A 26,629-nucleotide genomic window follows, 5' to 3' on the forward strand; every position below is an offset into this window, starting at 1 on the left:
CGAAAATTGCCGCGATCGACGCGTGACCGCGAGGTCCGGCTGGCGTCTCGGCCGCACGAGGCTGCTGTGTACGAAGAGGGCTACGACCGATTAGCTCGACTATATGTCCGGACAATCTATTGACAGGTCATGATCCGCGAGGTTTGCTGTTGGCGGCTGCCCAGGCCACGGAGCGAGAACTGAGGCGGACATGAGCAACGACATTCTCGGCATCGCGGTCGTCGGGGCCGGCATGGTCGGCCGGGCCCACGCTGCGGGCTACCGCACCGCCGCGCAGCTGTACGACCTCGAGCTCCCCGAGGTGCGCTTGGTCGCCATCGCCGATGCCTACGCGCCCTTCGCCGAGGATGCCGCTCGGAGGTTCGGCTACGAGCGCGCCGAGACGTCGTGGGAGGCCATCGTCGACGCACACGACGTCGACGTCGTCTCCGTCGCGATCGCCAACGAGCTGCACCGGCCCGTGGTCGAGGCCCTCCTCGCCGCCGGCAAGCACGTCTTGTGCGAGAAGCCGATGGCGCCCTCGGTGGAAGACGCGACGGCCATGGTCGCCGCCGCGGAGGCCGCCACCGGTCAGTCCGGCGTCGGGTTCTCGTTCCGCCGCACTCCCAGCATCAACGCGATCCGGGAGCAGGTCGAGCTCGGCGCGATCGGCGATGTCCGGCACTTCAACGGCCACTACTGGTGCGACTACGCACAGAACCCGGCCAACCCGATGAGCTGGCGCTACCAGGGCGGCCCCGGCTCGGGCGCCCTGGCCGACATCGGTTCGCACCTGGTCGATCTCGGTGAGTACATCTGTGGGCCGATCACGTCGGTCAGGGGAGCGGTCTTCCAGACTTTCACCACCGAGCGCCCCTTGCCGGTGGGCGCGACGGTCGGACATGCCGGGGGCGCGGTCTCCGAGGAGACCGCGCCGGTCGAGAACGAGGACATCGCCACCTTCACCGCGACCTTCGAGAACGGCGCGGTGGGCACCTTCTCGATCTCGCGTGTTCACCACGGGCTCCCCAACGGCCTCGGGTTCGAGGTGTACGGCGGAGCCGGCTGCGCGTCGTTCGACCTCAACCACCCCGGTGTGTTCGGGTTCGCCGATCAAGGACCCGACGGGAAGACGAACGGGCGTCGGGAGGTCCTGGTCGGTCCTCAGCACCCCGGCATCGCGAAGGGCATCGCGATGGACTTCCCGTCCGTCGGCTACGGGCAGAACGACCTCTTCGCTTGGCAGTCGCGTGCCTTCCTCGACCAGGTCGCCGGTCTGGGGAAGCTCCCGCCAGTGCCGTCGCTCGCGCACGGGCTCCACAACATGAAGATCCTCGCCGCCGTCACCGAGTCTGCCGTCGACGGCGGCGGTCCCGTCATCGTCTAGGGCCTGCGCTATCGGAAGGAAGAACCCCATGCGCTACGGCGTCTACAACGCGATCCTCCACGACCGCAGTCTCCCCGAGGCCCTCGAGGTGATCGCATCGATCGGCCTGAGCGGCATCGAGATCAACTCGGGCGGCTTCCTGCCGCCGAAGCACATCCCGACGTTCGACGACATCCTCGTCTCCGACACCGCCCGAGACGAGTACCTCGGGATCTTCGCCGGAACCGGGGTCGAGATCGCGGGCCTCAACTGCAACGGCAATCCGCTTCACCCGAACCCCGTGGTCGGTGATGCCCATGCCGAAGACGTCCGCCGGTCGATTCGCCTCGCGGAGCGACTCGGCCAGAGCCGTGTCGTCACGATGTCCGGCCTACCGGGTGGCGAGCCCGGCGCGACCCGTCCCAATTGGGCCGTCAACGCCTGGAACTCGTACGCGCTCGATATCCTCGACCACCAGTGGGACGTCGCCGTTCCGTTCTGGACGGAGATCGACGCTCGCGCCGCCGACCACGGCGTCAAGGTCGCGCTCGAGCTGCACCCCCAGAACCTGGTCTTCAACCCCTTCGACATTCGCAAGCTGGTCGAGCTCACCGGCGCCACGAACATCGGTGTGGAGCTCGACGCCTCCCACCTGTTCTGGCAGCAGATGGACCCGGTCGCCGTCACGGCCGACCTCGGCGAACTCGTCTTCCACGCCGCCGCCAAGGACGTGCGCATCAACCCGGCTGCCGCCCTCTACGGCGTCCTGGACAACCGCTTCCGCCGCCTGGACCCGGACGAGGATCGCCTCAACCTCGGCGGCGACGAGTGGGCGAACGAGTGGCCGAAGGAGTCCGCGTGGGACTTCGTCGCGCTCGGCCGCGGCCATGATGTCGAGTTCTGGTCGCGCTGGCTCGTCGAGCTGGACAAGATCGACCCGAACATGTGGGTGAACATCGAGCACGAAGACACCAGCCTGGGGCGCGTCGAGGGTCTGACCGAGGCTGCCGGCGTGCTCTTCGCCGCCGCCGAGATGGTCGGGCTGCGGTGAGCTGACCCATCCTTGGATTCGCCTTCGTCATGGTGGTGGATACCTTCGGGGGGACGGGGAGGGCAAGCGTCGCCGAGCTCGATACTCGTGGGGCCGCACCCCCGTGCTCACGTGCCGCTCAGCCGTGCGTCGCCGCGACGACCTCAGCCAGCACGGCGTCGCGCCGGGCGACCAGGTCGGCGTCGTCGGCCAGGTGGCGCCCGAGTCCCGCGACCAGCAGCTCCGTCGTCGCGGCGTCCAGTCGCGGGTCGCCGAGGTCGTCCCACCAGCGGTTGAAGCTGTCGGCGTACCGCTCGCAGAAGGTCGCGAGCCCGCCGTCGTCGCCGCCGAGGTGGAACAGCAGCGTCGGACCCATCACCGCCCACCGGAGGCCGGGGCCGGAGGAGATGGCCGTGTCGACGTCCTCGACGGACGCGACGCCCTCGCGGACCAGGTGGATCGCCTCTCGCCACAATGCGGCCTGGAGGCGGTTGGCGACATGCCCGGGCACCTCGCGCCGCACCTCGATGGTCACCTTCCCGACCGACTCGTAGAAGCGGCGGGCCGCGTCGACGACGCCCGGGGCGGTCCGTTCGTTGCCCATCACCTCGACGAGCGGGATCAGGTGAGGTGGATTGAACGGGTGCCCGAGCACGAGGCGGGACGGGTCCGCCCAGCCACCCTGGAGCTCGGTGAGCGTGAGCCCGGACGCCGATGAGGCCACCACGGCGTCCTCGGCGACCACGTCCTCGATGGCGGCGTACAGCTCGTGCTTGAGGCCGATCCGCTCGGGGATGCTCTCCTGGACGAAGGCCGCACCATCGACGGCTTCGCGGGGGTCGGTGCAGGTCGTCAGCTCCGCCCGCGGCGAGTCGTCGCTCGTCAGCCCGAGTCGCTGCAGCACAGGCCACGCGGACGCGACAGCCTCCCGCACGCGATCCTCGGTGCCGGGATCCGGGTCGAACACGGCGACCGGGCGTCCGGCCGCCAGGAACAGTGCGGTCCAGCTCCGTCCGATCAGCCCGCCGCCGAGGGCGGCGACGTGGCGCCGCGGCTCAGAAGGTGACACGGTCGGGTCCTTTCAGACCGAGGCGCTCTCGCGCCTGCGCTGGGGTCGCGACCTCGAGTCCCAGGGCCTCGATGATGCCGCGGATCTTGCGGACCTGGTGGGCGTTCGACGGCGTCAGCTCGCCGGGCCCGAGGAAGAGGCTGTCCTCCATGCCGACCCGTAGGTTGCCGCCGAGCATGGCGGCCTGGGTGGCGAACCGCATCTGGTGCCGGCCCGCGGCCAGCACCGACCACTCGTAGCTGTCGCCGAACAGCTTCTCGGCGATCGTGTGCATGTGTTGGAGGTTGTCGAGGTCGGCGCCGACACCGCCGAGTACGCCGAAGACCATCTGCACGAAGAACGGGGGCTCCAGCCAGCCCTGGTCGATCAGCCACGCGAGGTTGTACAGGTGGCCGAGGTCGTAGCACTCGAACTCGAAGCGCGTGCCGTGCCCGTGATTGAGCTCCTTCACGACGTACTCGAGATCAGCGAAGGTGTTGCGGAAGATGAAGTCGCGGGTCATCTCCAGGAACGCCGGCTCCCAGTCGTGCTTCCACTCGGAGTACTTCTCGAGCATCGGGAAGATGCCGAAGTTCAGCGACCCCACGTTCAGCGACGCCATCTCCGGCGACGTGGCGACGGCGGCCCGCAGGCGCTCCTCACGCGTCATGCCGAGGCCGCCGCCGGTGGACACGTTGAGGACCGCGTCGCATCCGGCGCTGATCTGCGGCATGAAGTCGAGGAACAGCTCCGGCCGTGGGTCCGGCTGGCCGGTCTCGGGGTCGCGCGCGTGCAGGTGGATGATCGCGGCACCTGCCTCTGCCGCCTCGATGGACGCGGCGGCGATCTCGTCGGGCGTGACCGGCAGGTGCGGCGACATCGTCGGGGTGTGGATGCCTCCGGTGGGCGCGCAGGTGATGAGCGCCGGGCGGTTCATGACCGCTCCGCCCAGGATCGGTAGGCGCCGAGCACGAGTCCGTGGAAGTGGTGGACGCCGTGCTCGGACAGTCCGCTCCCCTCCGGGTCGTAGACGATGCGTCCCTGGTCGAACGCCGGGGTGCGCATGCCGCGCTGGACGCTCTCGACGATGGTGATGTCCTGCTGCTGGAGCACGTCGTCGATGTAGGCGACCGACTCCAGCTCGGCAGGCTCGAGCTCCGGCGTCTCGAGGTAGAAGTCCCAGGTCTCGAGCGTCCGGTCGGGACCGTCGGGCAGGACCTGGAAGACCATGAAGTTGCCGCGGCCGGGATAGCGCAGCAGACAGGTGTTCGGCCACAGCCACCACACCGCGTGTTCGGTGACCGATGCGCCCGAGACGTCGTAGGCGGTGTTCGCGTGCTTGCCGGCCTCGGCGAAGTGGCTGGACCAGATGCCGTGGGTGCGCACCTCGTAGGTGTCCATGTCGACCAGGTCGACGAACTCCTTGTGCGCGATGTGGCAGTGATAGCACTCGAGGAAGTTGTCGATGACGTTCTTCCAGTTCGATGCCACGTCGTAGGTGAGCCGCTTCGCGTGTGTCAGCTGCGCCACGTCCGGCGCCCAGCGCCCGATCTCGGCGGCCAGGTCCGGGGCCTGCTCGCCGAGGGGGGTGGCACCGAGGTCCAGGTTGACGTAGACCATACCGCCGAACTCCTCGACCTGCACCTGGTCGAGGCAGACCTCGGACTTGTGGAAGGTCTCCATCCGGTCGGCGCGACGGGCGGCCTTCAGTCGGCCGTCCAGGCTGTAGGTCCAGGCGTGGTACGGGCAGACGATGTTGCGCGTCGTGCCGGCCCCCGTGAGCAGCTCGTGCGCGCGGTGCTTGCAGACGTTGTAGAACGCCCGCAGGCCACCGTCCCGGTCGCGCACCACGGCGACCGGCATCCCGCCGACGGTCGCGGAGACGTAGCTGCCGGGGTCGCGCAGGGTCTCGACGTGGCAGATCCACTGCCAGGTGCGGGCGAAGATCGCCCGGACCTCGCACTCCGCCCAGGCCGGGTCGGTGTAGGCCTCAGCGCGCAGCGACCAGGACCGGGCCGGGTCCTCGTCGTATCCCGAGCCGACGCGGTCCACGTCCTGTGACGTCAACAGACTCATGCCGGCAGCGTAAGCCTTGTTTGAACGATCGTTCAAGAGCGATCTGGACGGACGTTCAGTCAGCGAATGCGATCTCCTCGCACCGCGCCATGCTTCGCCGGATCGACGCCTGGTCGAGGCCGAGGAGGGCGGTCAGCCAGACGCCGTTCTGGATCACGTCGATGTCGGCGGCGCGCCGGGTGCACTCGGCGCGCGCCAGATCGGGACGCGCCTCGCGGATGAGTGCGGTCAGTCCGGCGCGATAGCGCTTCTGGGCCTCGGTGTTGATCTGCTCGAAGTCTCCATGCGCGCTCGCCAGTGCCCAGAGCTGGAGGCGCAGCGAGAGGTAGGCGGTCGTGAGGAACTCGGCCTCGGCGACCCTGCGGAGCGCCGCGCGGAGGCGCTGCTCGGGCGACAGGTCCGGGTCGGGGTCGATGATCGCGAGGTCCTGCTGCTCGACCCGGCGCAGCGCCGCCGCGAGCAGGCTGGTCTTGTCGTCGTAGTGGTAGTTCACCAGGCCGAGCGAGACGCCGGCCTCGCGAGCCACGGCGCGCATGCTGACCGCGGAGATCCCGCCCGCGGCGAGCAGCTCCAGGGCTGCGTCCAGGATCCGCGCCTGTCGGCCGGGCCCGGCCGGGTCGTCCGATGTTCTCGCCACGACCGCACCCTAGAACGACTCGCGCTCGACCGCGCGATGGCGAGGCGCCGGCATCCGGGATCTGAGGGTCGGCGGGACTTGGGTGGGCGGTGAAGCGATAGGTACGTTCGTCCGAGTGGCGGAGAAGACGATGCGCGAGCGGATGCTCGCCGGCGACCTGTACATCGCGGACGACCGGGAGCTCGCTGCAGAGTCCCGGCGTGCGCAGTCCCTGACGCACCGCATCAACACCAGCGACCCGACCGACGGCGACGCGATCCGCGCGCTCTTCACCGAGCTGCTCGGCGAGTACGGGCCCGGGGCGGAGATCCGGCCTCCGTTCCGCTGCGACTACGGCTATCAGACCCGCTTCGGCGCCCGGTCGTTCGCGAACTTCGGCCTGGTGGTGCTCGACGTCGCGAAGGTCGTGGTCGGCGAGGACGTCCAGATCGGCCCGAACGTCCAGCTGCTGACGGCCACCCACCCGCTGGAGCCGGGCCCGCGGCGGGACAAGTGGGAGGCGGCGGAGCCGATCGCCATCGGCGACAACGTCTGGCTCGGCGGCGGCGTGATCGTCTGCCCCGGAGTCACCATCGGCGCCAACACCGTCGTCGGCGCAGGTTCGGTCGTCACGCGTGACCTCCCGGCCGATGTGGTGGCCGTCGGCAGCCCGGCCCACGTCGTCCGCAGCCTGTGAGCGAGGGGTGAGCCGGGCGCGCCGTCACGATCCCCACCCGCGGGCCTCGAACGCCTCGAGCAACTGGCGGCACGCCGTGTCCAGGTAGGCCTCCAGCCGGTCGGCGGCCTCGTCGCACGAGCCCCGCTCCAGCAGCTCGCAGATGTCGACGTTGACCGGCAGGTACGGAGCGTGGAAGTCCTTCACCGGGTCCATCACGTAGAACGCGAGCCGCATCTCCGCCAGCAGTTGACGGATCGCGGCATCCATGCGCGCGTTCCCCGCCAAGGCGGTGATCGCGAGGTGGAAGTTCATGTTGGCCGTGCCGACGGCGTGCCAGTCCTCCTGCTCGGCGGCTGACAGGGCCTCCGTCACCGCGAGCCGGACCGCCGACAGTCGCGCGGGCGAATGGGTCTCCGCGCTCCGGACGGCACTCAGCTCGAGCACGCGTCGGAACTGGTAGATGCCTTCGATGTCGGAGCGCGTCAGCTCCCGGACGAAGACGCCCCGGTTGAGCTCGTGAACGAGCAGGCCCTCGTGGGCCAGGAGCCGGAATGCCTCGCGCAAGGTGTTGCGGGAGACCGCGAAGGCGCGCGCGAAGGCCTCCTCGGACATCCGGGTGCCCGGCGTGATCCGCCCCTGGATCAGGTACCCGCGCAGCAGGTCGGCGACTCGTTCGCCCGTGCTCGCCAGCGCGGGCTTCGCGTCCGGGCCGTCGAACAGGTCCTGGATGAGCTGATCCGTCGCGACACTCATCTGGCCTCCTTGTGTGGTCGGGATCCCTCGCGCCTCACCCCTGCCGAGTTTACGTGAACAATCCGGTGCGTGGTCAACCACGTCGAGACGAAGGCGTTGACGCCTGCCGTTGACGGCGATCGGACGTCTGTACCGCTACGGAGCGAGATTGTAAAATGTTCCAATGAAGTGATTGCAGAATGTGTGAACAATCACCGCCTCGATCGGCGGCGCCATGGAGTGGGGCGCCTGGGCGGCCATGGACAACATGAACCGCATGCTGGCCGGCGAGGAGGCCGTGGAGCAGAACGTCCCGATCCGCCTGATCACCGCCGAGAACATCGACGACATTCCCAACCGAGTGCCTCGCCGTCACGTCGTTGGATGACGATCGGCGCCGGAGCGCGGTCCCATCCTTCTTGGTCGAGCCCCGGTGGGGCGGTACCCAGATCGACTGGAAGGCAGAGGAGCGGCGCGCTCGCGCCGCCCTCGCCGAGTTCGGGCTCGAGGACACCGTCCGCGAGCGGGTGGCCAGCCTCAGCCTCGCGCAACAGGCGATCATCGAGTCGACTGGTTCACCACGCACGCGCTGGTCCGGCTGACGACACATCCGTGGACGATCACGCCGGCGAGCAACCGCGTGGGGATCCGCCTCGACGGACCGGAGCTCGAACGAGCAGTCGGAGGCGAGCTCGCCAGTGAGGGCGTGGCGCTCGGATCGATCCAGGTCCCACCGTCCGGACCGATCGTGTTCCACCGCGACCACCCCGTGACCGGCGGCTACCCCGTCATCGGCGTGGTCGAGACGATCGACCTGGACCAGCTGGCCCAAGCCCGAGCCGGCGAGCGCATCCGCTTCTCGATCACGCCCCCGCCGCGCGGGAGCTGGTGACTCCGGATCCGCTAGCATCGTCGCATGGCGATGAAAGCGCTGGTCGACGATCAGCGGGAGCTGGAGCCCATGGCGACGCTCTTCCGCGTGCTCGGGGAGCCGGCCCGGCTCTCGATCCTGCGGCACCTCGAGCTCGGGCCACACCGCGTGGTCGACCTGGTCGAGCACCTCGGCCTGGCTCAGTCCACGGTCTCGAAGCACCTCGCCGTGCTGCGCGACGGCGGCCTGGTCACGTCGACGCCGCAGGGTCGGGCCTCGGTGTTCGCCCTCGTCGACGGCGTCCCGCTCGGTGACGTCTTCACGGCCGCGGACCGCGTGCTCGGCGAGGTCGGCTGATGGGCGCGGGGCACTCGCACGGGGGTCACGCCGGCGGTCGGCACCGGTGGCGGCTGGCGACGGCCTTCGGCCTGGTCGGTGCGTTCTTCGTGGTCGAGCTGGTCTTCGGCCTGCTGTCCGGTTCGCTCGCGCTGATCTCGGACGCGGGCCACATGGCGGCCGACGTGGTCGCGCTGGGAGCCGCTCTCGCCGCCACCAAGATCGCGACCCGCCGGGACACGACCGGCCGGCGGACCTACGGGTCCTACCGCGCCGAGATCTTCGCGTCCGGCTTCACCGTGCTGATCATGCTCGGCGTCGCGGTGTACGTCGTCGTCGAGGCGATCGGCCGGTTCGGCACCGGCGTCGAGGTCGAGGCCGGCCCGATGCTGGTGGTCGGGGCGATCGGCCTGGCGGTCAACGTCGTGTCGATGGTGCTGCTGCGCGGAGGCTCGGAGGAGTCGCTCAACGTCAAGGGCGCCTACTACGAGGTGGTCGCGGATGCGGCCGGCAGCGTCGGCGTGATCGCCGCCGGCGTGCTCGTCGCCCTCACCGGCCAGGGGTGGTGGGACACCGTCGTCGCCCTCGCGATCGGCGCCTTCGTGGCCGTTCGCGCGGTGTTTCTCGGCCGCGAGGTGCTCGCGGTGCTCGGGCAGCACGTGCCGCACGGGATGACGGTCGACGACCTGGTCGTCGACCTCGCCGCCGTACCCGGCGTGGCGGACGTGCACGACCTCCATGTGTGGACGCTGACCTCGGGGATGCACGTCGCCACCGCGCACCTGGTGCTCGCCGACGGGGGTGACCCGCAGGGCGTCCTGGACCGGGCCCGCCGCGTGCTCAGGGAGAAGCACGCGGTCGAGCACGCCACGCTCCAGGTCGAGGCCCGGGCGACCCGGGAGTGCGAGGAGACGAACTGGTGACCGCTCAGGCGCAGCAGGCCGCCGCCGGCGCGGAGACCCCGTCGGGCGTGGGGCTGTCGGCCAGGACGGTGTAGATCTCCCAGCGCTCCCCGTCCGGGGCGTTCTCGACCCAGAACTTGTCCTGCTTCGCGTAGCAGCAGGTCGTGCCGCGCTCCTCGGTCGCCGCGAATCCCGCAGCGGCCAGTCGGGTCTGCTCGGCGTCGACGGTGTCGGTGTCGGCCACCTCGACCCCGAGGTGGTTGACCGACCCGCCGTGGCCCGGGTTCTCGATGAGCACCAGCTTGAGCGGGGGCTCGGCGACGGCGAAGTTCGCGTAGCCGGGCCGCACCTTGGCGGGCTCGCTGGCGAACAGCCGGGAGTAGAACGCGATCGAGGCGTCGAGATCGTCGACGTTGAGCGCGAGCTGGATGCGGGACATGGTGCCTCCTAAGACATAGATGGATATCGATGTACTGCCAGGCTGGACCGGGACATAGGGATCTGTCAATATCGACGTATGTCGAAGTCCCTGCTCGAGCTCACCCCGGTCGAGGCGGTGGCCTGCTGCTCGCCGGTCACCCGGGAGCCGCTGTCGGCCGAGGCCGCTGCGCGCATCGCCCCGCTCGTGAAGGCCATCGCGGACCCCGTCCGGCTCCGCCTGCTGTCGCTGGTCGCGTCGCACGCGGACGGCGAGGCGTGCGTCTGCGACCTCAACGACGCCTTCGACCTCTCGCAGCCGACGATCAGCCACCACCTCAAGCTGCTCCACGAGGCCGGGCTGCTCGACCGCGAGAAGCGCGGTGTGTGGGTCTACTACCGCGTGAACGCGGCCGCTCTCGGCGACCTCGCCACGCTGCTCGGCGGCGTCAGCGCGTGACCCCGCCGCTCGTACGCCGGGCGACGGCTGAGCTGGTCGGCACGGCGTTCCTCGTGGCGACCGTCATCGGCTCCGGCATCGCCGCGCAGCGCCTCTCGCCCGGCGACACCGGCCTGCAGCTGGTGGCGAACAGCCTCGCCACCGGAGCCGTCCTGGTCGCGCTGATCCTGGCCCTGCAGCCGGTGTCGGCCTCGTTCAACCCCGTCGTGACGATGGTCGAGCGGGCCCTCGGTCGGATCGACACCACGACCGCGGGCGCGCTGGTGCTCGCGCAGGTCGCGGGCGGCCTGGCCGGCGCGGTCGTCGCGAACCTGATGTTCGACCTCGATGCGGTCTCGCTCTCGGGCACCGAGCGCGGTGGCTCCGGACAGCTGCTCGCCGAGGTCGTCGCCACGCTGGGGTTGGTCGTGGTCGTCTTCGGGACGCTGCGCTCGGCACGGATCGAGACCGTGGCGTTCGCGGTCGGCGGCTACATCGCCGCGGCGTACTGGTTCACGAGCTCGACCAGCTTCGCCAACCCGGCCGTCACCCTGGCCCGCACGCTGTCGGACACGTTCGCGGGCATCGACCCCGCCTCGGTCCCGGCCTTCGTCCTCATGCAGCTGATCGGCGGCGCCGTCGGCGCCGCGCTGGTCGTGCTGCTCCATCCGGCCCCGCAGGAGGCGTGATGTCCCGTCCCACCGTGCTCTTCGTCTGCGTGCACAACGCCGGGCGCTCGCAGATGGCCGCCGGCTACCTCCGGCACCTCGCCGGCGACCGCATCCAGGTGCTCTCCGCGGGATCGCAGCCGGCCGACCGGGTGAACCCGGCCGCGGTCGCCGCGATGGCGGAGGAGAGGATCGACATCGCCGCCGCGACCCCGGAGCTCCTGGCGGAGTCGGCGGTCCGCGAGGCCGACGTCGTCATCACGATGGGGTGCGGCGACGCCTGCCCGATCTTCCCCGGGAAGCGCTACGAGGACTGGGTCCTCGACGACCCAGCCGGCCAGGGGATCGAGGCGGTGCGCCCGATCCGTGACGAGATCCGGCGCCGGGTCGAGGGGCTGGTGGCGGAGCTGACGGCATGAGCGTCGTCACCGGATGGGCCTCAGCACCGGATGAGCACGTCGCGGGTGAGCTCGGGGACCGTGCGGTAGCCGTTGAGGCCCATGGTCAGGTCGGTCTCCGCGAGCAGGCAGAAGAGGACGAACTCGATGCCCGGCGCGCCACCGAGCACGGCGCCGTAGCCGTAGGGCCGGCCGATGCCGACCGCGGTCGCGCCGAGGGCGAGCGCCTTGACGACGTCGACGCCCGAGCGGACGCCCGAGTCGAAGAGCACCGGCAGGCCCTCGGCGGCGTCGACCACCGCGGGCAGCAGCTCGAGCGCCGGGGCGCTGCCGGCCTGGCGACCGCCGTGGTTGGAGCAGTAGATGCCGTCGACCCCGGCGTCCCTGGCCCGGCGTACGTCGTCGGGGTGGCAGATCCCCTTCAGCAGCAGGGGCAGGTCGGTGAGGTCGCGCAGCCAGGCCAGGTCGTCCCAGCCGAGCGTCGGGTTGCCGAAGCTCATCGCCCAGTGGAGGGTCGCCGCACCCGGGTCCTCCTCCGGCGTCGCCTGGAGGCGGGAGCGGAAGACCGGGTCGGTGAAGTAGTTGGCCAGGCAGTAGCCGCGCAGCTGCGGGAACGTCGCGTGCTGGAGGTCGCGCGGACGGTAGCCGAGCGTCCAGGTGTCGAGCGTGACGACGATGCCGCGGTAGCCGGCGGCCTCGGCCCGGCGCACCAGGCTCTCGGCGACCTCGCGGTCGTTGGGCGTGTAGAGCTGGAAGAGGCCGGGGGTGTCGCCGAGGGCGACGGCGACCTCCTCCAGCGGGTCCTGCATCAGCGTCGAGCCGACCATCGGCACGCCGCTGCTCGCCGCCGCGGCGGCCGTGGCGAGGTCGCCTTGATCGTCGTCGGTCATCACGCCGATGACGCCGATGGGCGCCAGGAAGACCGGCGTCGGGAGCGTCATCCCGAGCAGCTCGATCGACAGGTCGCGCTCGGCCGCGCCGGAGAGCATCCGGGGGAGGATGCCCCAGCGCTCGAACGCCGCGACGTTGCTGCGCTGGGTGTGCTCGTCACCCGCGCCGCCGGCGACGTAGTCCCAGAGCCGGTGCTCCATCTTCTGCTGCGCGGCCTCCTCCAGGCCCGCGAACGTGACCGGGTACGCCGGCTGCTCGCCGCCCAGCCCAGCGAAGTAGAGCCCGATCTGGAAGTCGGCGTAGTCCGGCATGCGCGTATCCAAGCACTAGTGTCCGGCTCGTGATCCTCGCGCGCCTGGTGAACGCCGCCGTGGTCGGTGGCGCACGCTGGCTGGACCGCGTCGGCACGATCGTGCCGGGCACGCGCACCGCCGAGGGGTTCGGCAGCTTCGGCGCCGACAGCTCGATCGGCTTCCCGGTCGCGACGCTCATGGGCACGCAGTCGATCCACATCGGCGCCAGGACCCTGATCGGCCGGCAGGTCACGCTGTCGGTCGGCTACGGGCCGGGCGACCCGGGCGTCCCCGAGCGCGGACTCGTGATCGGCGACCGGTGCGTGATCGGCGCGCGGAGCACGCTGGTCGCGCACGACTCGATCGAGATCGGGGACGACGTCTGGTTCGGCCAGGGCGTCTTCGTCTGCGACGCCAGCCACGGCTACCAGGACCCCGACCTCCCGATCGGCGAGCAGTTCGGCGCCCACCAGCCGGTCCGGATCGGCGCCGGCTCGTGGATCGGGCACGGCTCGATCGTGCTGCCCGGCACGACGATCGGCCGCAACGTCGTGGTCGCGGCCGGCTCGGTCGTGCGCGGCGACGTCCCCGACCACAGCGTCGTGGGCGGCGCGCCCGCGAAGGTGCTCCGGCGCTTCGAGCCCGGCGTGGGCTGGGTCGGCGCGGGTGGTGACCTGCGGCCGATCGTCCGCGGTCATCTCGGCGAGGGCGACCTCACTGAAGCGAACTGAGGACTCCCGCGACGAGGAAGCCCAGCACGGTCAGCAGGCCGGCGATCCGGCCGGCGCGCTCGTAGGACTCCGGCACCATCGAGTCCGCGAGCATGGTGAGCACCGCGCCCCCGGCGAACGCGCTCGCGATCTCGCCGGTGTGCGACGCGCTGTCGGCGACGAGGTAGCCGGCCAGCGACGCGACGCCGCAGACCAGCGTGAGCCCCGCCCACATCGTGGTGATCCGCCGCTCCGGTACGCCGGCGGCGAGCATGTCGTCGGTGCCGGCCAGGCCCTCGGGGGTGTTGGAGAGCAGCACGGCGGCGAGGAACGCCAGGCTGATCTCACCGCCGAGTGCGAGCCCGAGGCCGAGGATGAACGACTCCGGGATGCCGTCCAGCAGCGCGCCGAGGAACAGCGCGACGCCGGAGGAGCCGCCGCGGTCGACCAGCCGCGCGCCGACGTAGTAGACGAGTGCGCCGAGGAGGAACGCGGCGCCGATCTCCCAGCCGAGCTCCAGGTTCTCCTCCGGGATCAGCTCGTAGCCGACGGCGCTGATCAAGGTGCCCGCGCCGAAGGCCATCATCAGGCCGACCGTGCGGCGCGACCGCCCGAGCGGCCTCGCGAGGACCTGGCCGATCAGCAGGGAGCCGGCGGCGAGCAGGCCCCAGAGGAACGCGGCGGTCACAGGGAGCCCGGTATCTCGATCTCTCCGGTGTAAACGGGGGAGTCCTTGCGCGACAGCAGCTCACGCCGTTCCTCGGGCGACAGCGCCTCGATCTGCGCCCGGACGTCGGACGGGTAGCCGCTGACCTCCTCCGCCTCGTCGACCGGGACCACCGTGTGCACGATGCGGTCGTCGTACACGTGGACCATCGTCATCGCCTGGTGACCGTCCACGCCCGACACGAACCGCTCCAGCGGCGCCGGGTCGGTGGTGTCGCAGGTGGCGGACGCGACCGAGACCGGGATGCCCGCGAAGGTGGAGTACGTCGAGTAGTCGAGGTGGCCGCCGAGGATGCAGCGCACGTCGGTGCCCGTGAGAACCCCGGCCAGCCGGTGCTGGTCGTCGAGCTCGATGACCTCCGCCGCCGGCATCAGCGGGACCGGGATCGGCGGGGGGTGCAGGGCGAGCAGCGTGCCGTGCGGCGCCGGGGTGCTCAGCACGTCCGCGAGCCACCCGAGCTGGTCGTCGGTCAGCTCGCCGTGGTGGTAGCCCGGGACGCTGGTGTCGATCGACACGATGCGCAGGCCGGCGACGTCGTGTACGCGGTCCTGGGGGGGCGTCCGCCCCCGAGTCCAGCAGGGTCTCGTCGAACAGCTCGCGCGCGTACGCCGACCGCTCGTCGTGGTTGCCCATCACCCAGACGACCTCGGCGGACATCGCGGCCGCCGCCGGCTCCACGATCTCGCGCAGTCGCCAGTAGGCCCCGGGCTCGGCCTCGTCGGCCAGGTCGCCAGTGAACACCCGCGCCTGGGGCGGGTGCTCGAGCCGGGACAGCCGCGCGAGGGCCAGCTCGAGCCCCGCCGCGGTGTCCACGACGCCGTACTGGCGCGCCCCGGCGGCCAGCAGGTGCGGGTCGCTCAGGTGGGCAACGACGTGTCCGGGGCGCGGGTACTGGCCGAGCTGCACGCGCTGCACGGGGCCACGTTAGCGACCAGGGATCACCCCATGGACGCGGTCTCTCCCCACAAGAGGGGGTTTCCATGCACGTGACGCGGGTCACTCTCCTCTGGGAGGCTCGGACTCGGAGAGGTGAACCACGTGGCAGTTGACGGCGTCGAGATCGCAGGACCCCTGCACGACAGGTACGACCAGGTGCTCACCGACCGCGCGCTGGAGCTGATCGCTCTGCTGCACCGCGAGCTGGAGCCGCGGCGGCAGGATCTGCTGGCCCGGCGGGCCGAGCGGGTCCGGGCGATCGCGGACGGCGGGGGCCTCGACTTCCTCGAGGAGACCCGGTCCATCCGCGAGGACGAGGCGTGGCGGGTCGCCGAACCTGCGCCGGGACTGGTCGACCGTCGGGTCGAGATCACCGGACCGACCGACCGGAAGATGACGATCAACGCGCTCAACTCCGGCGCGAAGGTCTGGCTCGCCGACCACGAGGACGCGAACACCCCGCTGTGGGAGAACGTCGTCGGCGGCCAGCTCAACCTGCTCGACGCGATCACGGGCAACATCGACTTCACCAGCCCGGAGGGCAAGGAGTACCACCTCGACGACGGTCCCCAGGCGACGATCGTGGTCCGGCCGCGGGGGTGGCACCTCCCGGAGAAGCACATCCTCGTCGACGGTGAGCCGACGTCGGGGAGCCTGGTCGACTACGCGCTGTACCTCGCCACGTGCGGACAGCTCCAGATCGACCGGGGGCAGGGACCGTACTTCTACCTCCCCAAGATGGAGTCCCACCTCGAGGCCCGGCTCTGGAACGACGCCTTCGTGCTCGGCCAGGACCTCCTCGGCATCCCGCGCGGGACCGTGCGCGCCACCGTGCTGATCGAGACCTACCCGGCGGCGTTCGAGATGGAGGAGATCCTCTACGAGCTCCGCGAGCACTCGGCCGGCCTCAACGCCGGTCGCTGGGACTACATGTTCAGCGTGATCAAGTGCTTCCGCACCCGCGGCGACGACTGGGTGCTGCCGGACCGCAACTCGGTGACGATGACGGTGCCGTTCATGCGCGCCTACACCGAGCTGCTCGTCCGCACCTGCCACAAGCGCGGCGCGCATGCGATCGGCGGCATGGCGGCGTTCATCCCGAGCAAGGACGAGGAGCGCAACGCCTTCGCGTTCACGAAGCTCACCGAGGACAAGACCCGCGAGGCGAACGACGGGTTCGACGGCTCCTGGGTCGCGCACCCCGGCATGGTCGAGGCCTGCCGCGACGCCTTCGACAAGGTGCTCGGCGACAAGCCGAACCAGCGCGACCGGCTCCGCGAGGACGTCGACGTCACCGCCGCCGACCTGCTCGACGTGAAGTCGACGCCGGGCGACGCGACCGAGGACGGCCTGCGCAACAACGTCGCCGTCGGCCTCCGCTACCTCGAGTCCTGGCTGCGCGGAGGTGGTGCCGTCGGCATCTTCGGTCTCATGGAGGACGCCGCCACGGCGGAGATCTCCCGCAGCCAGGTCTGGCAGTGGCTGCACAACGGCGAGGTGCTCGCCGGCGGCCGGAAGGTCACCCACGAGCTGGTCGAGGGGATGATCGAGGAGGAGCTCGCCAAGGCGCGCGAGGAGCTCGGGGAGGACGGCCGGCGCTGGGAGGACGCGCGCGAGCTCTACGCCGAGATGGCGCTGTCCGAGGAGTACGCCGACTTCCTCACGCTCTCCGCCTACGAGCGGATGCCATGACCCTCGATGCCGTCGCCCGGCGCGCTCGCGAGGTCGTCCCGCCCGACGGGGTCATCGACGACCCCGCCCGGCTGCGCACCTACGAGTGCGACGGCCTGGCGCACTACCGCGTCGTCCCCGCGCTGGTCGTGATCCCGGAGGACGCGACCCAGCTGGCCGCCGTACTGCAGGCGTGTGCGCAGCACGGCGTGCCGTTCGTGGCCCGCGGCTCGGGCACCGGCCTCTCCGGCGGTGCGCTGCCGCACGCCGAGGGCGTGCTGGTCGTGACGTCTCGGATGCGCGCGATCATCGAGGTGCGGCCCGAGGACCAGCGCGCGGTGGTCGAGCCGGGCGTGATCAACCTCGACGTGACCCGGGCCGCGGCCCCGCACGGCTACTACTACGCACCCGACCCCAGCAGCCAGCAGATCTGCTCGATCGGCGGCAACGTCGCGGAGAACTCCGGCGGCGCCCACTGCCTCAAGTACGGCTTCACCACCAACCACGTGGTCGGCGCCGACTTCGTGACCGCCGACGGCGACGTCGTGCCCCTCGGCGGGATGGCGCCGGACAGCCCCGGCTACGACCTGCTCGGCGCGGTCGTCGGCTCCGAGGGCACGCTCGGCGTCGTCACCTCGGTGACGGTGCGCCTCACCCGGCTGCCCGAGGAGGTGCGCACCATCCTGGTCGGCTTCCGCTCGACCGACGCGGCCGGCGCCGCGGTCTCCGCGATCATCGCGGCCGGCATCGTGCCGGCCGCGATCGAGATGATGGACGCGCTGGCGATCGAGGCCGCCGAGGAGGCGGTGCACTGCAACTACCCGGACGGCGCGGGCGCGGTCCTGGTCATCGAGCTCGACGGTCCCGCGGCCGAGGTCGCCGCGGAGTACGACGCGGTGGAGCGGCTCTGCGCGGTCAACGGCGCCTTCGACCAGCGGGTCGCCACCGACCCCGTCGACCGGGCGCTGATCTGGAAGGGCCGCAAGTCGGCGTTCGCCGCCGTCGGCCGGATCAGCCCCGACTACATCGTCCAGGACGGCGTGATCCCGAGGACCGCGCTTCCCGAGGTGCTGCGGGCGATGGGCGAGCTCTCGGCCTCGCGTGGCGTGCGCGTCGCCAACGTCTTCCACGCGGGCGACGGCAACCTGCACCCGCTCGTGCTCTTCGACGAGTCGAAGGAGGGCGAGGCGGAGGCGGCCGAAGAGGTCAGCGGCGCGATCCTCGACCTGTGCATCCGGCACGGCGGCTCGATCACCGGCGAGCACGGGGTGGGCATGGACAAGGCGCGGTACATGCCGAGGATGTACGCCGAGGACGACCTCGACACGATGCAGCTGGTGCGGTGCGCGTTCGACCCGGCCGGCATCGCCAACCCGGGCAAGGTCTTCCCGACCCCACGCCTGTGCGGCGAGGTGCCCGGTCGGCACAAGGGCGCCCACCCGGCCCAGCAGGCCGGGCTGGCGGAGATCTTCTGATGACCGAGGTCGCGCACCCGACGTCCACCGCCGAGGTGGCCGACGTGCTGCGCGACGCCGCCGCTCGCGGGCTGACCGTGGTGCCCCGGGGGCGAGGCACCAAGCAGGACTGGGGTCTGCCGGTCGAGGCCGACCTCGTCGTCGACCTCAGCGCGATGGACCGGGTGCTCGACCACCAGTCCGGTGACCTCATCGTCGAGACCGAGGCCGGTGCCCGGCTCGCCGACGTCTCGGCCCACGTGGCGAAGGAGGGCCAGCGGCTCGCGCTCGACGAGACCGTGCCGGGCGCGAGCATCGGCGGCACGTTGGCCACCAACGCGTCCGGGCCGCAGCGGATGATCGCGGGCACCGCGCGCGACCTGCTCATCGGCGTCACGGTCGTCCGGGCCGACGGGGTCGTCGCCAAGGCGGGCGGCCGGGTCGTGAAGAACGTCGCCGGCTACGACCTCGGCAAGCTCGTCGTCGGCTCGTTCGGCACGCTCGCGGTCGTCACCGAGGCGGTGTTCCGCCTCCACCCGGAGCCCGAGGTGCGCCGGTGGGTCAGCACCGTCGCCGAGGACCCGCACGCCCTCGCGCACGCCGTCATCCACTCGCAGGCCGTGCCGTGGGCGGTCGAGGTCGACGGCTCGACCCTGGTCGTGATGGTCGGCGGCCGGCCCGACGGCGTCGAGGCCCGCGTCGAGACCGTGCGATCGCTGGTCGGGGGCTCGGTGTCGGACACCGCTCCGTCCTGGTGGGGCACCTACCCGTGGGAGCCCGGCGAGATCGGGGTCAAGGTGACGTGCGCGCTGTCCGGGCTCCGCGACGTGCTGGCCGCCGCCGGGCCGCGCGTGCGGGGCTCGGCCGGGGTGGGCGTCCTGTACTCCGTCGCCGACTCGCCCGACCACGTCGACCGGCTGCGTGAGGTCGCCGCCCGGCACGGCGGGACCGTCGTCGTGGTCGACGCGCCGGCCGAGGTGAAGCAGGCCGTCGACGTGTGGGGACCCGTGCCCGCGCTCGACCTCATGCGGCGGGTCAAGGACCAGTTCGACCCCGGGCACCGGCTCTCGCCGGGCCGGTTCGTGGGAGGCATCTGATGGCGGACCACCCCTCGAAGGACGAGCTCCTCGACGACTGCGTGCACTGCGGCTTCTGCCTGCCGACCTGCCCGACCTACGTGCTGTGGGGCGAGGAGATGGACAGCCCGCGCGGGCGCATCCAGCTGATGCAGCAGGCCGCCGAGGGCGCGCCGATCACCGACGCGATGGTCAGCCACTGGGACGCCTGCCTGGGCTGCATGGCCTGCGTGACCGCGTGCCCGTCGGGGGTGCAGTACGACCGCCTGATCGAGCAGACCCGGGCCGAGGTCGAGGAGGTGCACCGGCGGCCGGCGCGTGAGCGCGCCCTGCGCGGGCTGATCTTCGCGGTGTTCCCGCACCCGAAGCGGCTCCGCCTGCTGCGCGGGCCGCTGCGGGGCATGCAGAGGGTCGGGCTCGACCGGGCGCTCCGGCGTACCGGGCTGCTCGACCGGGTGGCGCCGTCGCTCGCCGCGATGGAGCGGCTCGCGCCCCGGCTCTCGAAGGCGGAGCCGCTCGCGGAGCGGCTGCCCGCGACCGGCGAGCGCCGGATGGTCGTCGGGATGCTGACCGGCTGCGTGCAGGGCGCGTTCTTCCCCGGCGTCAACGCCGCGACGGCGCGGGTGCTCCAGGCCGAGGGCTGCGACGTCGTCATCCCGGCGGCGCAGGGCTGCTGCGGCGCGCTGTCGGTGCACAACGGCCGGGCGGACGAGGCGCGGGACTACGCGCGCCGCCTGGTGCAGGTCTTCGCCGACACCGGCGTGGAGCGGATCGTCGTCAACGCGGCGGGCTGCGGCTCGTCGATGAAGGAGTACGTCGAGCTGCTCGGCGAGCAGGCGCGCGGCTTCCAGGACATGGTGCGCGACGTCTCCGAGGTCCTCGACGAGCTGGGGCCGGTCGCCGAGCGGCACCCGCTCGAGATGAGCGTGGCCTACCACGACGCCTGCCACCTCGGGCATGCCCAGGGCGTGCGGGTGCAGCCGCGCCGGCTGCTGGAGGGCATCCCCGGGCTCGAGCTGCGCGAGATCGCCGAGGCCGAGCTGTGCTGCGGCTCGGCCGGCGTCTACAACGTGCTCAACCCCGAGCCCGCGCGCGAGCTCGGCGACCGCAAGGCGCGCAACATCGTGGCCACCGGCGCCGACGTGCTCGTCACCGCCAACCCCGGGTGCCTGATGCAGGTCGCGTCCGCGATCGAGAGGTCCGGGCACCCCATGACGCTCGCCCACACCGTCGAGGTCCTCGACGCGTCCATCAGGGGTCGCCAGTTGTAGGCCCCGCCCATCTCGGGAGATGAGTCAGTTGTTCCAGCAGAACCTCGAACCGGTCGGCGACTCGCTGGCCCTCAGCGCGTTGTGCGGCGCCATCCCGCTCGTCACGCTGTTCGTCCTCCTCGGCGGCCTCAAGGTCCGCGCGTGGCTCGCCGGCGTGGTCGCGCTCGTCGTCGCGCTGGCGGTCGCGATCGTGCTCTTCGAGATGCCCGCCGGGCAGGCGCTGCTGGCCGGCACCGAGGGCGCGGCGTTCGGCTTCTTCCCGATCCTGTGGATCGTCATCAACGCCATCTGGGTCTACAACCTGACCGTCGAGACCGGGCACTTCGACGTGCTGCGGCGGTCCTTCGAGAAGGTCAGCGCCGACCAGCGGATCCAGGCGATCATCATCGCGTTCTGCTTCGGCGCGCTGCTCGAGGCGCTGGCCGGGTTCGGTACGCCGGTGGCGATCACCGTGGTCATGCTGATGGCGCTCGGGTTCGAGCCGATCAAGGCCGCCGCGGTCGCGCTGATCGCGAACACCGCGCCGGTCGCCTTCGGTGCCCTCGCCACCCCGATCACCACGCTCGCGACCGTGACCTCGGGGGCCAGCGACGACCCGCGGCTCGACATCGACACCCTCGGCGCGATGGTCGGCCGGCAGACGCCGATCCTGGCGATCGTCGTGCCCCTCATCCTGGTCGCGGTCGTCGACGGGTCGCGCGGGCTGCGCCGCACCTGGCTGCCCGCGCTGGTCTGCGGCATCGCCTTCGGCGCCGCGCAGTTCGCGGCCGCCAACTACATCTCGGTCCCGCTCGCCGACATCGTCGCGGCGCTCGTGGCCGCCGCGTCCGTGGTCCTGATACTCCAGGTCTGGAAGCCGACCGACGAGCTGCGCTCGCAGCCACGGTCGGAGCCGCGGTCGGGCGAGTCGCCGTCCGGAGGCGGCGGCGTCGCCGTCTCGGCGCCACCCAGGGCCGACACCCGCACCGAGGTGGTCAAGGCCTACGCGCCGTACGCCGTGATCATCGCGATCTTCTCGATCACCAACATCACCGCGGTGAAGGAGGCGCTGGCCGAGGAGCCGTGGACCTACCTGTTCGAGTGGCCCGGCCTCGACGTGCTCAACCCGGCGGGGGAGCCGGTCGCGACCACGACGTTCACGCTGAACTGGCTGCCCGCCGCCGGCACGCTGATGATCCTCGCCGGCATCGTCACCGCCGCGATCCTGCGCGTCTCGCCGGGCGCCGCGGTGCGGGCCTACGGCCGGACGTACGTCGAGCTGCGCTCCGCGATCGTCACGGTCATGGCGGTGCTGGCGCTGGCCTACGTGATGAACCTGTCCGGCCAGACCTCCTCGCTCGCGGCCTGGCTGGCCGGTGCGGGCGGCGCGTTCGCGCTCCTCTCGCCGATCCTCGGCTGGCTCGGCGTCGCGGTCACCGGGTCGGACACCTCGTCCAACGCTCTCTTCGGCGCCCTCCAGGTGCAGACCGCCGCGCAGGCCGGCCTCGACCCCGTCCTCATGGCCGCCGCGAACTCCTCCGGCGGCGTGCTCGGCAAGATGGTCAGCCCCCAGAACCTCGCCATCGCGGCCGCCGCCGTCGGCATGGCCGGTCGCGAGGGCGACATCTTCCGCAAGGTGCTGCTCTGGAGCCTGGTGCTGCTCGTCTTCATGTGCGCCCTCGTCGGGCTGCAGTCCACGCCGGTGCTGGACTGGATGGTGCCGCAGTAGGCCTGCTGCGGAGGACGCATCGCCCATCTGGGGGATATCTGGCCGAAGACGGCGGACGTCGCGGTCCCGGTGGTGTGCTGGAGGGCACGAACCGTCCAGGACCTGGGGTCACGTCATGATGCTCTCTCTCGGGAAGTGGGTGGCGCGAGTCGCAGCGCTCGCCGTCGCCGGTTGCCTCGTCGCCGTCCAGCCCGCAGGCGGGTCTGCTGCCATGTCGCCGGCTGAGCCGGACGTCCCCCCGGTCCTCGCAGGTGACACGTGGCTGCAGCACCACCGCGACGACCTGATGCCGTACTGGCTGGTGCCGGAGGCACTGGGTGAGCCGCTCGGCAACTTCCCGTCGTGGCGCGGCTCCGAGGGCGAGCTGCTGCCGGAGCTGCCGAACCGTGGCGCGTCGACGCTCGGCCGGGGTGTCTACGGCTACGCGCTGGCCTTCCACCTCACGGGCGACCCGGTGTACCTGGCCTACGCCCGCGCGGGGCTGGACTGGATCGAGGCGAAGCTGGCGGACCCCGTCCACGGGGGCTACTTCGCCGAGCTCGACGCCAGTGGTCAGCCGGTCAATCCCACGGCGAACAAGGACGTCTTCGACCTGGCGTCGGTCGGGCTGGGGTACGCCATGTACTTCAACGTCACCCGCGACCCGGAGGTCGAGGCGAAGCTGCTGGCCATCCGGGATCTGGTCTTCGGCCCGTACTACGACGCTGCGAACAACCGGCTGAAGGACTCACTGACCTACGACCTCGGCACCGAGGTCGACACGGGCAGCAACGGCGGCGACATCACGAACTACCTCGTCCCCGGCACAGCGTTCCTGCTGCCGGCGGTGGGGCTGCTGAGCGACCCGGCTCGCAACGACCAGTTCCGCACCGACCTGCGCAACGTCACCCAGGCCCTCATCGACCGGCACAAGAACTCCGCGGCGACGAACGAGGCGGACCGGTGGATGTTCTGGGGTCGTACGGCGCGCTTCGGCAACTTCAACGCCCTGCAGACCGACTTCGGCCACACCATCAAGAGCTACGCGATGATCCACAACGCCGATCAGCTCTTCCCGGACCGGCCGTGGTCCGGCCTCGCCGCCGACCGGGCGCGGGTGATGGACCTCGCCTGGGACGACGCGGCCGGGCGCTGGAACGCCCGCCCGAGGAGCTTCGCCGCGGGCGACGTGGAACCGGACAGCGCCTGGTGGGTCCACGACGAGGCCGACCAGCTGCTGGCGGCGCTCGACCTGGTCGACGGGTTCGCCAACACCGCTCGTCTGGCCCGCAGCACGGACTTCTTCCTCACCAGCTACGTCGACCGGGCGTCGCCGGTCCGGGAGACCTTCACCCGGATCTCGCGCAACCCCGCGGACACGCAGCTGCGCAAGTCGGCCTTCGGCAAGAACATGCTCCACAACATGGAGCACGCCCTCATCCTCTACCTCCACGGCCGGACGATGGAGGAGCGGCCGGCGCTCCTCTACTACGCGCTCCCACGGAGCACGTCCTTGGTCGCCGAGACCCGGCCGTACTGGTTCGACGCCACCGGACAGGAACGCACCGACCTCGGGCCCCTCGCCGGCCTGCCCGGGCACGACCTGGTGACGGTGGACTTCACCGGCATCGGTCAGGTGCCCCCGCCAGCCACCCCGCCGCCGGCGGACGAGACGCCGCCCACCACGGACGTCGAGCTCGTGCCCGCCCCGAACCACGCGCGCTGGCACCGCGGCGACGTCACCGTGCGCTTCACCGCCGTCGACGACCTCGTCGGCGTCAAGGAGATCCGGGTACAGATCCGGCCGGCCAAGGGCAACCTTCCGGGCACGGCCTTCGTGCGTCCGGGCGACCATGCCTCGACGACCCTGACGGAGGAGGGGCGCTACGTCATCACCTATGCCGCCCGCGACCTGCTCGGGAACGCCGAGGAGGAGCACACCGTGAAGGTGCGGATCGACCGGACCGGCCCGGTCCTGGCCGGCCTCCCCGAGCCCGGCTGCCGGATCTGGCCGCCGAACCACCGGTTCGTGGCGATCGCGAACGTGACGGCCTCCGATGCCCGCTCGGGCCTTGCCGACCTGGACGTCGCGGTGTCCTCGACGAGCGGTGGTCCGTCGGACGTCCGGGTCCACGGTGGCCGGGTGTGGGTGCGCGCCGAGCTCGGCAAGCGCGGACATGAGCGCACGTACACGGTGACCGCCACCGCGGTGGACCGGGCGGGCAACATGACTGCTGCATCGGGAGACTGCGTCGTGAGTCGGCCCGGCCGCAGCTGAGGTGGTGCTACGCCGACGTAGGCGCCGGAACCGACGGCGGCCGCGGCCCGTCCCACCGGTGTGCTGATCGATCTCACCGTCGTGCTCGCAGGGGTGCTGCTCCCGCCGGTCCCCATGCCGGAGATGACGCCACTGGAGCCGCCACCGGTGCCGATCCCACTGGTCGCGCCGGCCGTCCCGGGGCCGGTGCCGATGCCCGAGCTGGAGCGGCCGGCAGCGGGGCGCCCGACCGGCTCCGCCGGCGCTGACCCTCACCTACCGATCTTCAGGTAAGCGCCGGGCGCCAGTGGCCAGTGCCCGACACGCTCGCTCTACCGTCGGTCGATGGCGAAGGCTCATCGCCCTGCCGGGCTCGTCGTCCTGGTGGTGCTGTCGCTCCTGCTCCTCTCCGGCGGACCTGTCGGGCGGGCGACTCCCGCCGCGCCCGGCGGCGAGGACCGACAGCGGCGTCCGAACATCGTGGTCGTCATCGCCGACGACATGCGAGTCGGCGACCTGCGTTTCGCGCCCCGCATCAGGGCGCTGGTCGGGAGGCACGGCCTGACCTTTCGGAACTCGTTCTCTTCCTACCCCTTGTGCTGTCCGGCTCGGGCCTCGCTCCTGACGGGCACCTACGCGCACAACCACCGGGTCTGGTGGCACGGCGCTCCCTTCGGCTACGCCGCCTTCGACGACCGGCGGACCATCGCCACCTCCCTCACCGCGGTGGGATACCGGACGGGGTTGATCGGCAAGTACCTCAACGGGTACGGGCCGATGCGGTCGCGGGTCACGGGCCGGCCGTCGTCGCGCTACGTGCCGCGCGGGTGGTCGGACTGGCGTGCCTCGCTCGACGAGGGTGTCCCCGGCGTTCATGGGGGGACGGGTCACTACTTCGACATGCCGTTCAACGTGAACGGGCGTGTCGACAACTCCCATCGGGGCCAGTACTCGACCACGGTGATCGGGAACATGGCGGTGGCAATGGCGGGCCGGTTCGCGCGGGAGTCCCGGCCGTTCTTCATGTACGTCAACTACTTCGCACCGCACTTCGGAGCGCCGTGGGAGGCAGGCGACCCGCCAGCCTTCGTGGCCGATCGGACCGGGGTGCGCCGGGACTTCCGGACCCCCGCCCGGCCGCGGTGGGTGCAGGGGCGCTTCGACCGAGTCATCACCCACAGCGCCGGACTGCCGCGCGATGGCGGGCCGGCCGAGCGCGACGTGTCCGACAAACCGCGATGGATCCGGGAGATCCCCGAGGTGAGTGCTCGCGAGCGCGCCTGGATGCGCGACACGACCCGGCAGCGCGCCGAGGCCGTCTACGTCATGGACCGCCAGGTCGCGCGGTTGATCGGTCGTCTCAAGGACACGGGCGCGTGGGGCGACACGGTGTTCATCTTCACCTCGGACAACGGCTACTACCTCGGGGAGCATCGCCATCGTGCCGGGAAGGTCTTCGCGCACGAGCCATCTCTGCGGGTCCCGTTCCTCGTGACGGGGCCGGGCATGCGCAGCGGCGGAAACCGTTATGACCCCATCAGCTCGATCGACGTCACGGCGACGATCCTCGATCTCGCGCGGGCCGCGCCGCCCCGGCGCCCCGACGGCATGAGCCGGGTCCCGACGATGCTGGAGGGTGATCAGGGGTGGAGCACCGCGGTGGTGACCGAGTCCGCCCTGCCGGGTGGGCGCCGGCCGGTGCCGCTGTTCAACGATCGTCGCACCGCGATTGGACTGCGGACCGCGCGCTACTCCTACACCGTGAACCGCGCCGGTCTCGACGAGCTCTACGACCTCGCCGTCGACCCGCTCCAGAACCACAACAAGATCGAGGCCCCGTCCTACCGTCCTGCCCGGAGACTGCTGCACGACGTCTGGGTCCAGCTGCGCAACTGCCGCGGCCGCGAGTGCCGAGCCGCACTGCCGGAGGACCTGAGCGCCAGCGCGGCGCAGGCGCGTGCGCTCACGCGCCGGTACTGGCGTGCCGTCGATGCTGAGTACGGCTGGCGCTGAGTGCGTCGTCAGGTGCCGCGGAGGGCGACACCGTCGATGCGCACGGGGGCCGCTAGTGTCCTGAGTCAGTAATTCGCGTGCAGTAC

Annotated in this window: 27 protein-coding genes and 1 pseudogene; 18 read left to right on the plus strand and 10 right to left on the minus strand. The window is 71.3% G+C overall.

Features of this window, described 5'->3' with window-relative positions; translation table 11 throughout:
• Window positions 1–190 precede the first annotated feature (190 nt).
• Together ACYQ0U_RS21095 and ACYQ0U_RS21100 are read left to right on the plus strand one after the other, a co-directional pair.
• On the plus strand, window positions 191–1,366 hold the full coding sequence (locus ACYQ0U_RS21095; protein WP_459975854.1) for a Gfo/Idh/MocA family protein: 1,176 nt from the start codon (window positions 191–193) through the stop codon (window positions 1,364–1,366).
• Window positions 1,367–1,394: 28 nt separating this feature from the next.
• On the plus strand, window positions 1,395–2,396 hold the full coding sequence (locus tag ACYQ0U_RS21100) for a sugar phosphate isomerase/epimerase family protein (RefSeq protein WP_459975855.1): 1,002 nt from the start codon (window positions 1,395–1,397) through the stop codon (window positions 2,394–2,396).
• 118 nt (window positions 2,397–2,514) lie between these two features.
• Here the strand turns inward: ACYQ0U_RS21100 and ACYQ0U_RS21105 are convergent, their stop codons facing one another.
• The 4 genes from ACYQ0U_RS21105 to ACYQ0U_RS21120 are packed head-to-tail and all read right to left on the minus strand — an operon-like array spanning window position 2,515 to window position 6,136.
• Window positions 2,515–3,444 (minus strand): 3-hydroxyacyl-CoA dehydrogenase NAD-binding domain-containing protein, encoded by a 930-nt coding sequence (locus tag ACYQ0U_RS21105; RefSeq protein ID WP_459975856.1) that lies wholly within the window; start codon window positions 3,442–3,444, stop codon window positions 2,515–2,517.
• Window positions 3,431–4,360 (minus strand): 3,5-dioxohexanoate:acetyl-CoA acetone transferase, encoded by a 930-nt coding sequence (kce, locus tag ACYQ0U_RS21110; protein WP_459975857.1) that lies wholly within the window; start codon window positions 4,358–4,360, stop codon window positions 3,431–3,433. Before kce ends, ACYQ0U_RS21105 begins: the two co-directional genes overlap by 14 nt.
• A complete protein-coding gene (locus ACYQ0U_RS21115; RefSeq protein WP_459975858.1) occupies window positions 4,357–5,499 on the minus strand; it encodes an aromatic ring-hydroxylating oxygenase subunit alpha in 1,143 nt (380 codons plus the stop codon). Before ACYQ0U_RS21115 ends, kce begins: the two co-directional genes overlap by 4 nt.
• A 55-nt stretch (window positions 5,500–5,554) precedes the next feature.
• Window positions 5,555–6,136 carry a TetR/AcrR family transcriptional regulator gene (locus ACYQ0U_RS21120; protein ID WP_459975859.1) on the minus strand — a complete coding sequence of 194 codons (582 nt, stop codon included), beginning with the start codon at window positions 6,134–6,136 and terminating at the stop codon, window positions 5,555–5,557.
• A 115-nt stretch (window positions 6,137–6,251) separates the two neighbouring features.
• On the opposite strand from ACYQ0U_RS21120, the gene ACYQ0U_RS21125 reads away from it, so the two are divergent.
• On the plus strand, window positions 6,252–6,812 hold the full coding sequence (locus ACYQ0U_RS21125) for a sugar O-acetyltransferase (RefSeq protein ID WP_459975860.1): 561 nt from the start codon (window positions 6,252–6,254) through the stop codon (window positions 6,810–6,812).
• A 24-nt stretch (window positions 6,813–6,836) separates the two neighbouring features.
• On the opposite strand, the gene ACYQ0U_RS21130 is transcribed toward ACYQ0U_RS21125, so the two are convergent.
• Window positions 6,837–7,547 carry a GntR family transcriptional regulator gene (locus ACYQ0U_RS21130; RefSeq protein ID WP_459975861.1) on the minus strand — a complete coding sequence of 237 codons (711 nt, stop codon included), beginning with the start codon at window positions 7,545–7,547 and terminating at the stop codon, window positions 6,837–6,839.
• 214 nt (window positions 7,548–7,761) lie between these two features.
• On the opposite strand from ACYQ0U_RS21130, the gene ACYQ0U_RS21135 reads away from it, so the two are divergent.
• Genes ACYQ0U_RS21135 through ACYQ0U_RS21150 form a run of 4 tightly spaced genes read left to right on the plus strand, consistent with a single transcriptional unit; the run spans window position 7,762 to window position 9,656 of the window.
• Window positions 7,762–7,914 (plus strand): hypothetical protein, encoded by a 153-nt coding sequence (locus ACYQ0U_RS21135; protein WP_459975862.1) that lies wholly within the window; start codon window positions 7,762–7,764, stop codon window positions 7,912–7,914.
• Window positions 7,915–7,959: 45 nt separating this feature from the next.
• Window positions 7,960–8,418, plus strand: coding sequence for a 5-oxoprolinase subunit C family protein (locus ACYQ0U_RS21140; RefSeq protein ID WP_459975863.1), 459 nt, complete (start codon window positions 7,960–7,962; stop codon window positions 8,416–8,418).
• A 24-nt stretch (window positions 8,419–8,442) separates the two neighbouring features.
• Entirely contained in the window at window positions 8,443–8,754 is a 312-nt protein-coding gene (locus ACYQ0U_RS21145) for an ArsR/SmtB family transcription factor (RefSeq protein WP_459975864.1), read from the plus strand.
• Window positions 8,754–9,656, plus strand: coding sequence for a cation diffusion facilitator family transporter (locus ACYQ0U_RS21150; RefSeq protein ID WP_459975865.1), 903 nt, complete (start codon window positions 8,754–8,756; stop codon window positions 9,654–9,656). Before ACYQ0U_RS21145 ends, ACYQ0U_RS21150 begins: the two co-directional genes overlap by 1 nt.
• 4 nt (window positions 9,657–9,660) lie before the next feature.
• On the opposite strand, the gene ACYQ0U_RS21155 is transcribed toward ACYQ0U_RS21150, so the two are convergent.
• Window positions 9,661–10,074 (minus strand): ArsI/CadI family heavy metal resistance metalloenzyme, encoded by a 414-nt coding sequence (locus ACYQ0U_RS21155; protein ID WP_459975867.1) that lies wholly within the window; start codon window positions 10,072–10,074, stop codon window positions 9,661–9,663.
• Between the two features lie 78 nt (window positions 10,075–10,152).
• Here ACYQ0U_RS21155 and ACYQ0U_RS21160 point away from each other — a divergent pair, with 78 nt between their 5' ends.
• From ACYQ0U_RS21160 to ACYQ0U_RS21170, 3 genes are read left to right on the plus strand one after another with little or no spacing between them, the layout of a single operon-like run.
• Entirely contained in the window at window positions 10,153–10,512 is a 360-nt protein-coding gene (locus ACYQ0U_RS21160; protein WP_459975868.1) for a metalloregulator ArsR/SmtB family transcription factor, read from the plus strand.
• Window positions 10,509–11,180 (plus strand): aquaporin, encoded by a 672-nt coding sequence (locus ACYQ0U_RS21165; protein ID WP_459975869.1) that lies wholly within the window; start codon window positions 10,509–10,511, stop codon window positions 11,178–11,180. Before ACYQ0U_RS21160 ends, ACYQ0U_RS21165 begins: the two co-directional genes overlap by 4 nt.
• Window positions 11,180–11,578 carry an arsenate reductase ArsC gene (locus ACYQ0U_RS21170; RefSeq protein WP_459975871.1) on the plus strand — a complete coding sequence of 133 codons (399 nt, stop codon included), beginning with the start codon at window positions 11,180–11,182 and terminating at the stop codon, window positions 11,576–11,578. The genes ACYQ0U_RS21165 and ACYQ0U_RS21170 overlap by 1 nt, the downstream gene beginning before the upstream one ends.
• A 20-nt stretch (window positions 11,579–11,598) precedes the next feature.
• Here ACYQ0U_RS21170 and ACYQ0U_RS21175 read toward each other — a convergent pair whose 3' ends face one another.
• Window positions 11,599–12,759 carry an alpha-hydroxy-acid oxidizing protein gene (locus tag ACYQ0U_RS21175; protein ID WP_459975872.1) on the minus strand — a complete coding sequence of 387 codons (1,161 nt, stop codon included), beginning with the start codon at window positions 12,757–12,759 and terminating at the stop codon, window positions 11,599–11,601.
• 29 nt (window positions 12,760–12,788) lie between these two features.
• Here ACYQ0U_RS21175 and ACYQ0U_RS21180 point away from each other — a divergent pair, with 29 nt between their 5' ends.
• Window positions 12,789–13,472 carry an acyltransferase gene (locus ACYQ0U_RS21180; protein WP_459975873.1) on the plus strand — a complete coding sequence of 228 codons (684 nt, stop codon included), beginning with the start codon at window positions 12,789–12,791 and terminating at the stop codon, window positions 13,470–13,472.
• Here ACYQ0U_RS21180 and ACYQ0U_RS21185 read toward each other — a convergent pair.
• From ACYQ0U_RS21185 to ACYQ0U_RS21195, 3 genes and pseudogenes are all read right to left on the minus strand, one after another.
• Window positions 13,456–14,139, minus strand: coding sequence for a ZIP family metal transporter (locus ACYQ0U_RS21185; protein WP_459975874.1), 684 nt, complete (start codon window positions 14,137–14,139; stop codon window positions 13,456–13,458). The genes ACYQ0U_RS21180 and ACYQ0U_RS21185 overlap by 17 nt on opposite strands.
• Window positions 14,136–14,693 (minus strand): metallophosphoesterase family protein, encoded by a 558-nt coding sequence (locus ACYQ0U_RS21190; RefSeq protein WP_459975875.1) that lies wholly within the window; start codon window positions 14,691–14,693, stop codon window positions 14,136–14,138. Before ACYQ0U_RS21190 ends, ACYQ0U_RS21185 begins: the two co-directional genes overlap by 4 nt.
• A 151-nt stretch (window positions 14,694–14,844) precedes the next feature.
• A pseudogene (locus tag ACYQ0U_RS21195) lies at window positions 14,845–15,093 on the minus strand (phosphodiesterase); the annotation flags it as partial.
• Window positions 15,094–15,216: 123 nt separating this feature from the next.
• On the opposite strand from ACYQ0U_RS21195, the gene aceB reads away from it, so the two are divergent.
• From aceB to ACYQ0U_RS21230, 7 genes are all read left to right on the plus strand, one after another.
• The gene (aceB, locus tag ACYQ0U_RS21200; protein ID WP_459975877.1) at window positions 15,217–16,806 is read left to right on the plus strand and encodes a malate synthase A; all 1,590 of its coding nucleotides are present in this window, start codon (window positions 15,217–15,219) and stop codon (window positions 16,804–16,806) included.
• Window positions 16,803–18,260 (plus strand): FAD-binding oxidoreductase, encoded by a 1,458-nt coding sequence (locus ACYQ0U_RS21205; RefSeq protein WP_459975878.1) that lies wholly within the window; start codon window positions 16,803–16,805, stop codon window positions 18,258–18,260. Before aceB ends, ACYQ0U_RS21205 begins: the two co-directional genes overlap by 4 nt.
• A complete protein-coding gene (locus ACYQ0U_RS21210) occupies window positions 18,260–19,336 on the plus strand; it encodes an FAD-binding oxidoreductase (protein ID WP_459975879.1) in 1,077 nt (358 codons plus the stop codon). Before ACYQ0U_RS21205 ends, ACYQ0U_RS21210 begins: the two co-directional genes overlap by 1 nt.
• On the plus strand, window positions 19,336–20,586 hold the full coding sequence (locus tag ACYQ0U_RS21215) for a (Fe-S)-binding protein (protein WP_459975881.1): 1,251 nt from the start codon (window positions 19,336–19,338) through the stop codon (window positions 20,584–20,586). Before ACYQ0U_RS21210 ends, ACYQ0U_RS21215 begins: the two co-directional genes overlap by 1 nt.
• A gap of 19 nt (window positions 20,587–20,605) precedes the next feature.
• Entirely contained in the window at window positions 20,606–22,294 is a 1,689-nt protein-coding gene (locus ACYQ0U_RS21220; protein ID WP_459975882.1) for an L-lactate permease, read from the plus strand.
• 115 nt (window positions 22,295–22,409) lie between these two features.
• Window positions 22,410–24,551: an AGE family epimerase/isomerase gene (locus ACYQ0U_RS21225; RefSeq protein ID WP_459975884.1), complete on the plus strand. Its 2,142-nt coding sequence runs from the start codon at window positions 22,410–22,412 to the stop codon at window positions 24,549–24,551.
• 324 nt (window positions 24,552–24,875) lie between these two features.
• Window positions 24,876–26,543: a sulfatase family protein gene (locus tag ACYQ0U_RS21230; RefSeq protein WP_459975885.1), complete on the plus strand. Its 1,668-nt coding sequence runs from the start codon at window positions 24,876–24,878 to the stop codon at window positions 26,541–26,543.
• Window positions 26,544–26,629 lie beyond the last annotated feature (86 nt).

This window comes from Nocardioides pyridinolyticus, from assembly GCF_054653575.1.

Excerpts from the sequence above, each read along its gene's own strand:
- ACYQ0U_RS21095 (WP_459975854.1), top strand. The coding sequence starts at position 191 with ATGAGCAACGACATTCTCGGCATCGCGGTCGTCGGGGCCGGCATGGTC.
- ACYQ0U_RS21100 (WP_459975855.1), top strand. The coding sequence starts at position 1,395 with ATGCGCTACGGCGTCTACAACGCGATCCTCCACGACCGCAGTCTCCCC.
- kce (WP_459975857.1), bottom strand. The coding sequence starts at position 4,360 with ATGAACCGCCCGGCGCTCATCACCTGCGCGCCCACCGGAGGCATCCAC.
- ACYQ0U_RS21115 (WP_459975858.1), bottom strand. The coding sequence starts at position 5,499 with ATGAGTCTGTTGACGTCACAGGACGTGGACCGCGTCGGCTCGGGATAC.
- ACYQ0U_RS21130 (WP_459975861.1), bottom strand. The coding sequence starts at position 7,547 with ATGAGTGTCGCGACGGATCAGCTCATCCAGGACCTGTTCGACGGCCCG.
- ACYQ0U_RS21135 (WP_459975862.1), top strand. The coding sequence starts at position 7,762 with ATGGAGTGGGGCGCCTGGGCGGCCATGGACAACATGAACCGCATGCTG.
- ACYQ0U_RS21145 (WP_459975864.1), top strand. The coding sequence starts at position 8,443 with ATGGCGATGAAAGCGCTGGTCGACGATCAGCGGGAGCTGGAGCCCATG.
- ACYQ0U_RS21150 (WP_459975865.1), top strand. The coding sequence starts at position 8,754 with ATGGGCGCGGGGCACTCGCACGGGGGTCACGCCGGCGGTCGGCACCGG.
- ACYQ0U_RS21155 (WP_459975867.1), bottom strand. The coding sequence starts at position 10,074 with ATGTCCCGCATCCAGCTCGCGCTCAACGTCGACGATCTCGACGCCTCG.
- ACYQ0U_RS21160 (WP_459975868.1), top strand. The coding sequence starts at position 10,153 with ATGTCGAAGTCCCTGCTCGAGCTCACCCCGGTCGAGGCGGTGGCCTGC.
- ACYQ0U_RS21170 (WP_459975871.1), top strand. The coding sequence starts at position 11,180 with ATGTCCCGTCCCACCGTGCTCTTCGTCTGCGTGCACAACGCCGGGCGC.
- ACYQ0U_RS21175 (WP_459975872.1), bottom strand. The coding sequence starts at position 12,759 with ATGCCGGACTACGCCGACTTCCAGATCGGGCTCTACTTCGCTGGGCTG.
- ACYQ0U_RS21205 (WP_459975878.1), top strand. The coding sequence starts at position 16,803 with ATGACCCTCGATGCCGTCGCCCGGCGCGCTCGCGAGGTCGTCCCGCCC.
- ACYQ0U_RS21210 (WP_459975879.1), top strand. The coding sequence starts at position 18,260 with ATGACCGAGGTCGCGCACCCGACGTCCACCGCCGAGGTGGCCGACGTG.
- ACYQ0U_RS21215 (WP_459975881.1), top strand. The coding sequence starts at position 19,336 with ATGGCGGACCACCCCTCGAAGGACGAGCTCCTCGACGACTGCGTGCAC.
- ACYQ0U_RS21220 (WP_459975882.1), top strand. The coding sequence starts at position 20,606 with ATGAGTCAGTTGTTCCAGCAGAACCTCGAACCGGTCGGCGACTCGCTG.
- ACYQ0U_RS21225 (WP_459975884.1), top strand. The coding sequence starts at position 22,410 with ATGATGCTCTCTCTCGGGAAGTGGGTGGCGCGAGTCGCAGCGCTCGCC.
- ACYQ0U_RS21230 (WP_459975885.1), top strand. The coding sequence starts at position 24,876 with ATGGCGAAGGCTCATCGCCCTGCCGGGCTCGTCGTCCTGGTGGTGCTG.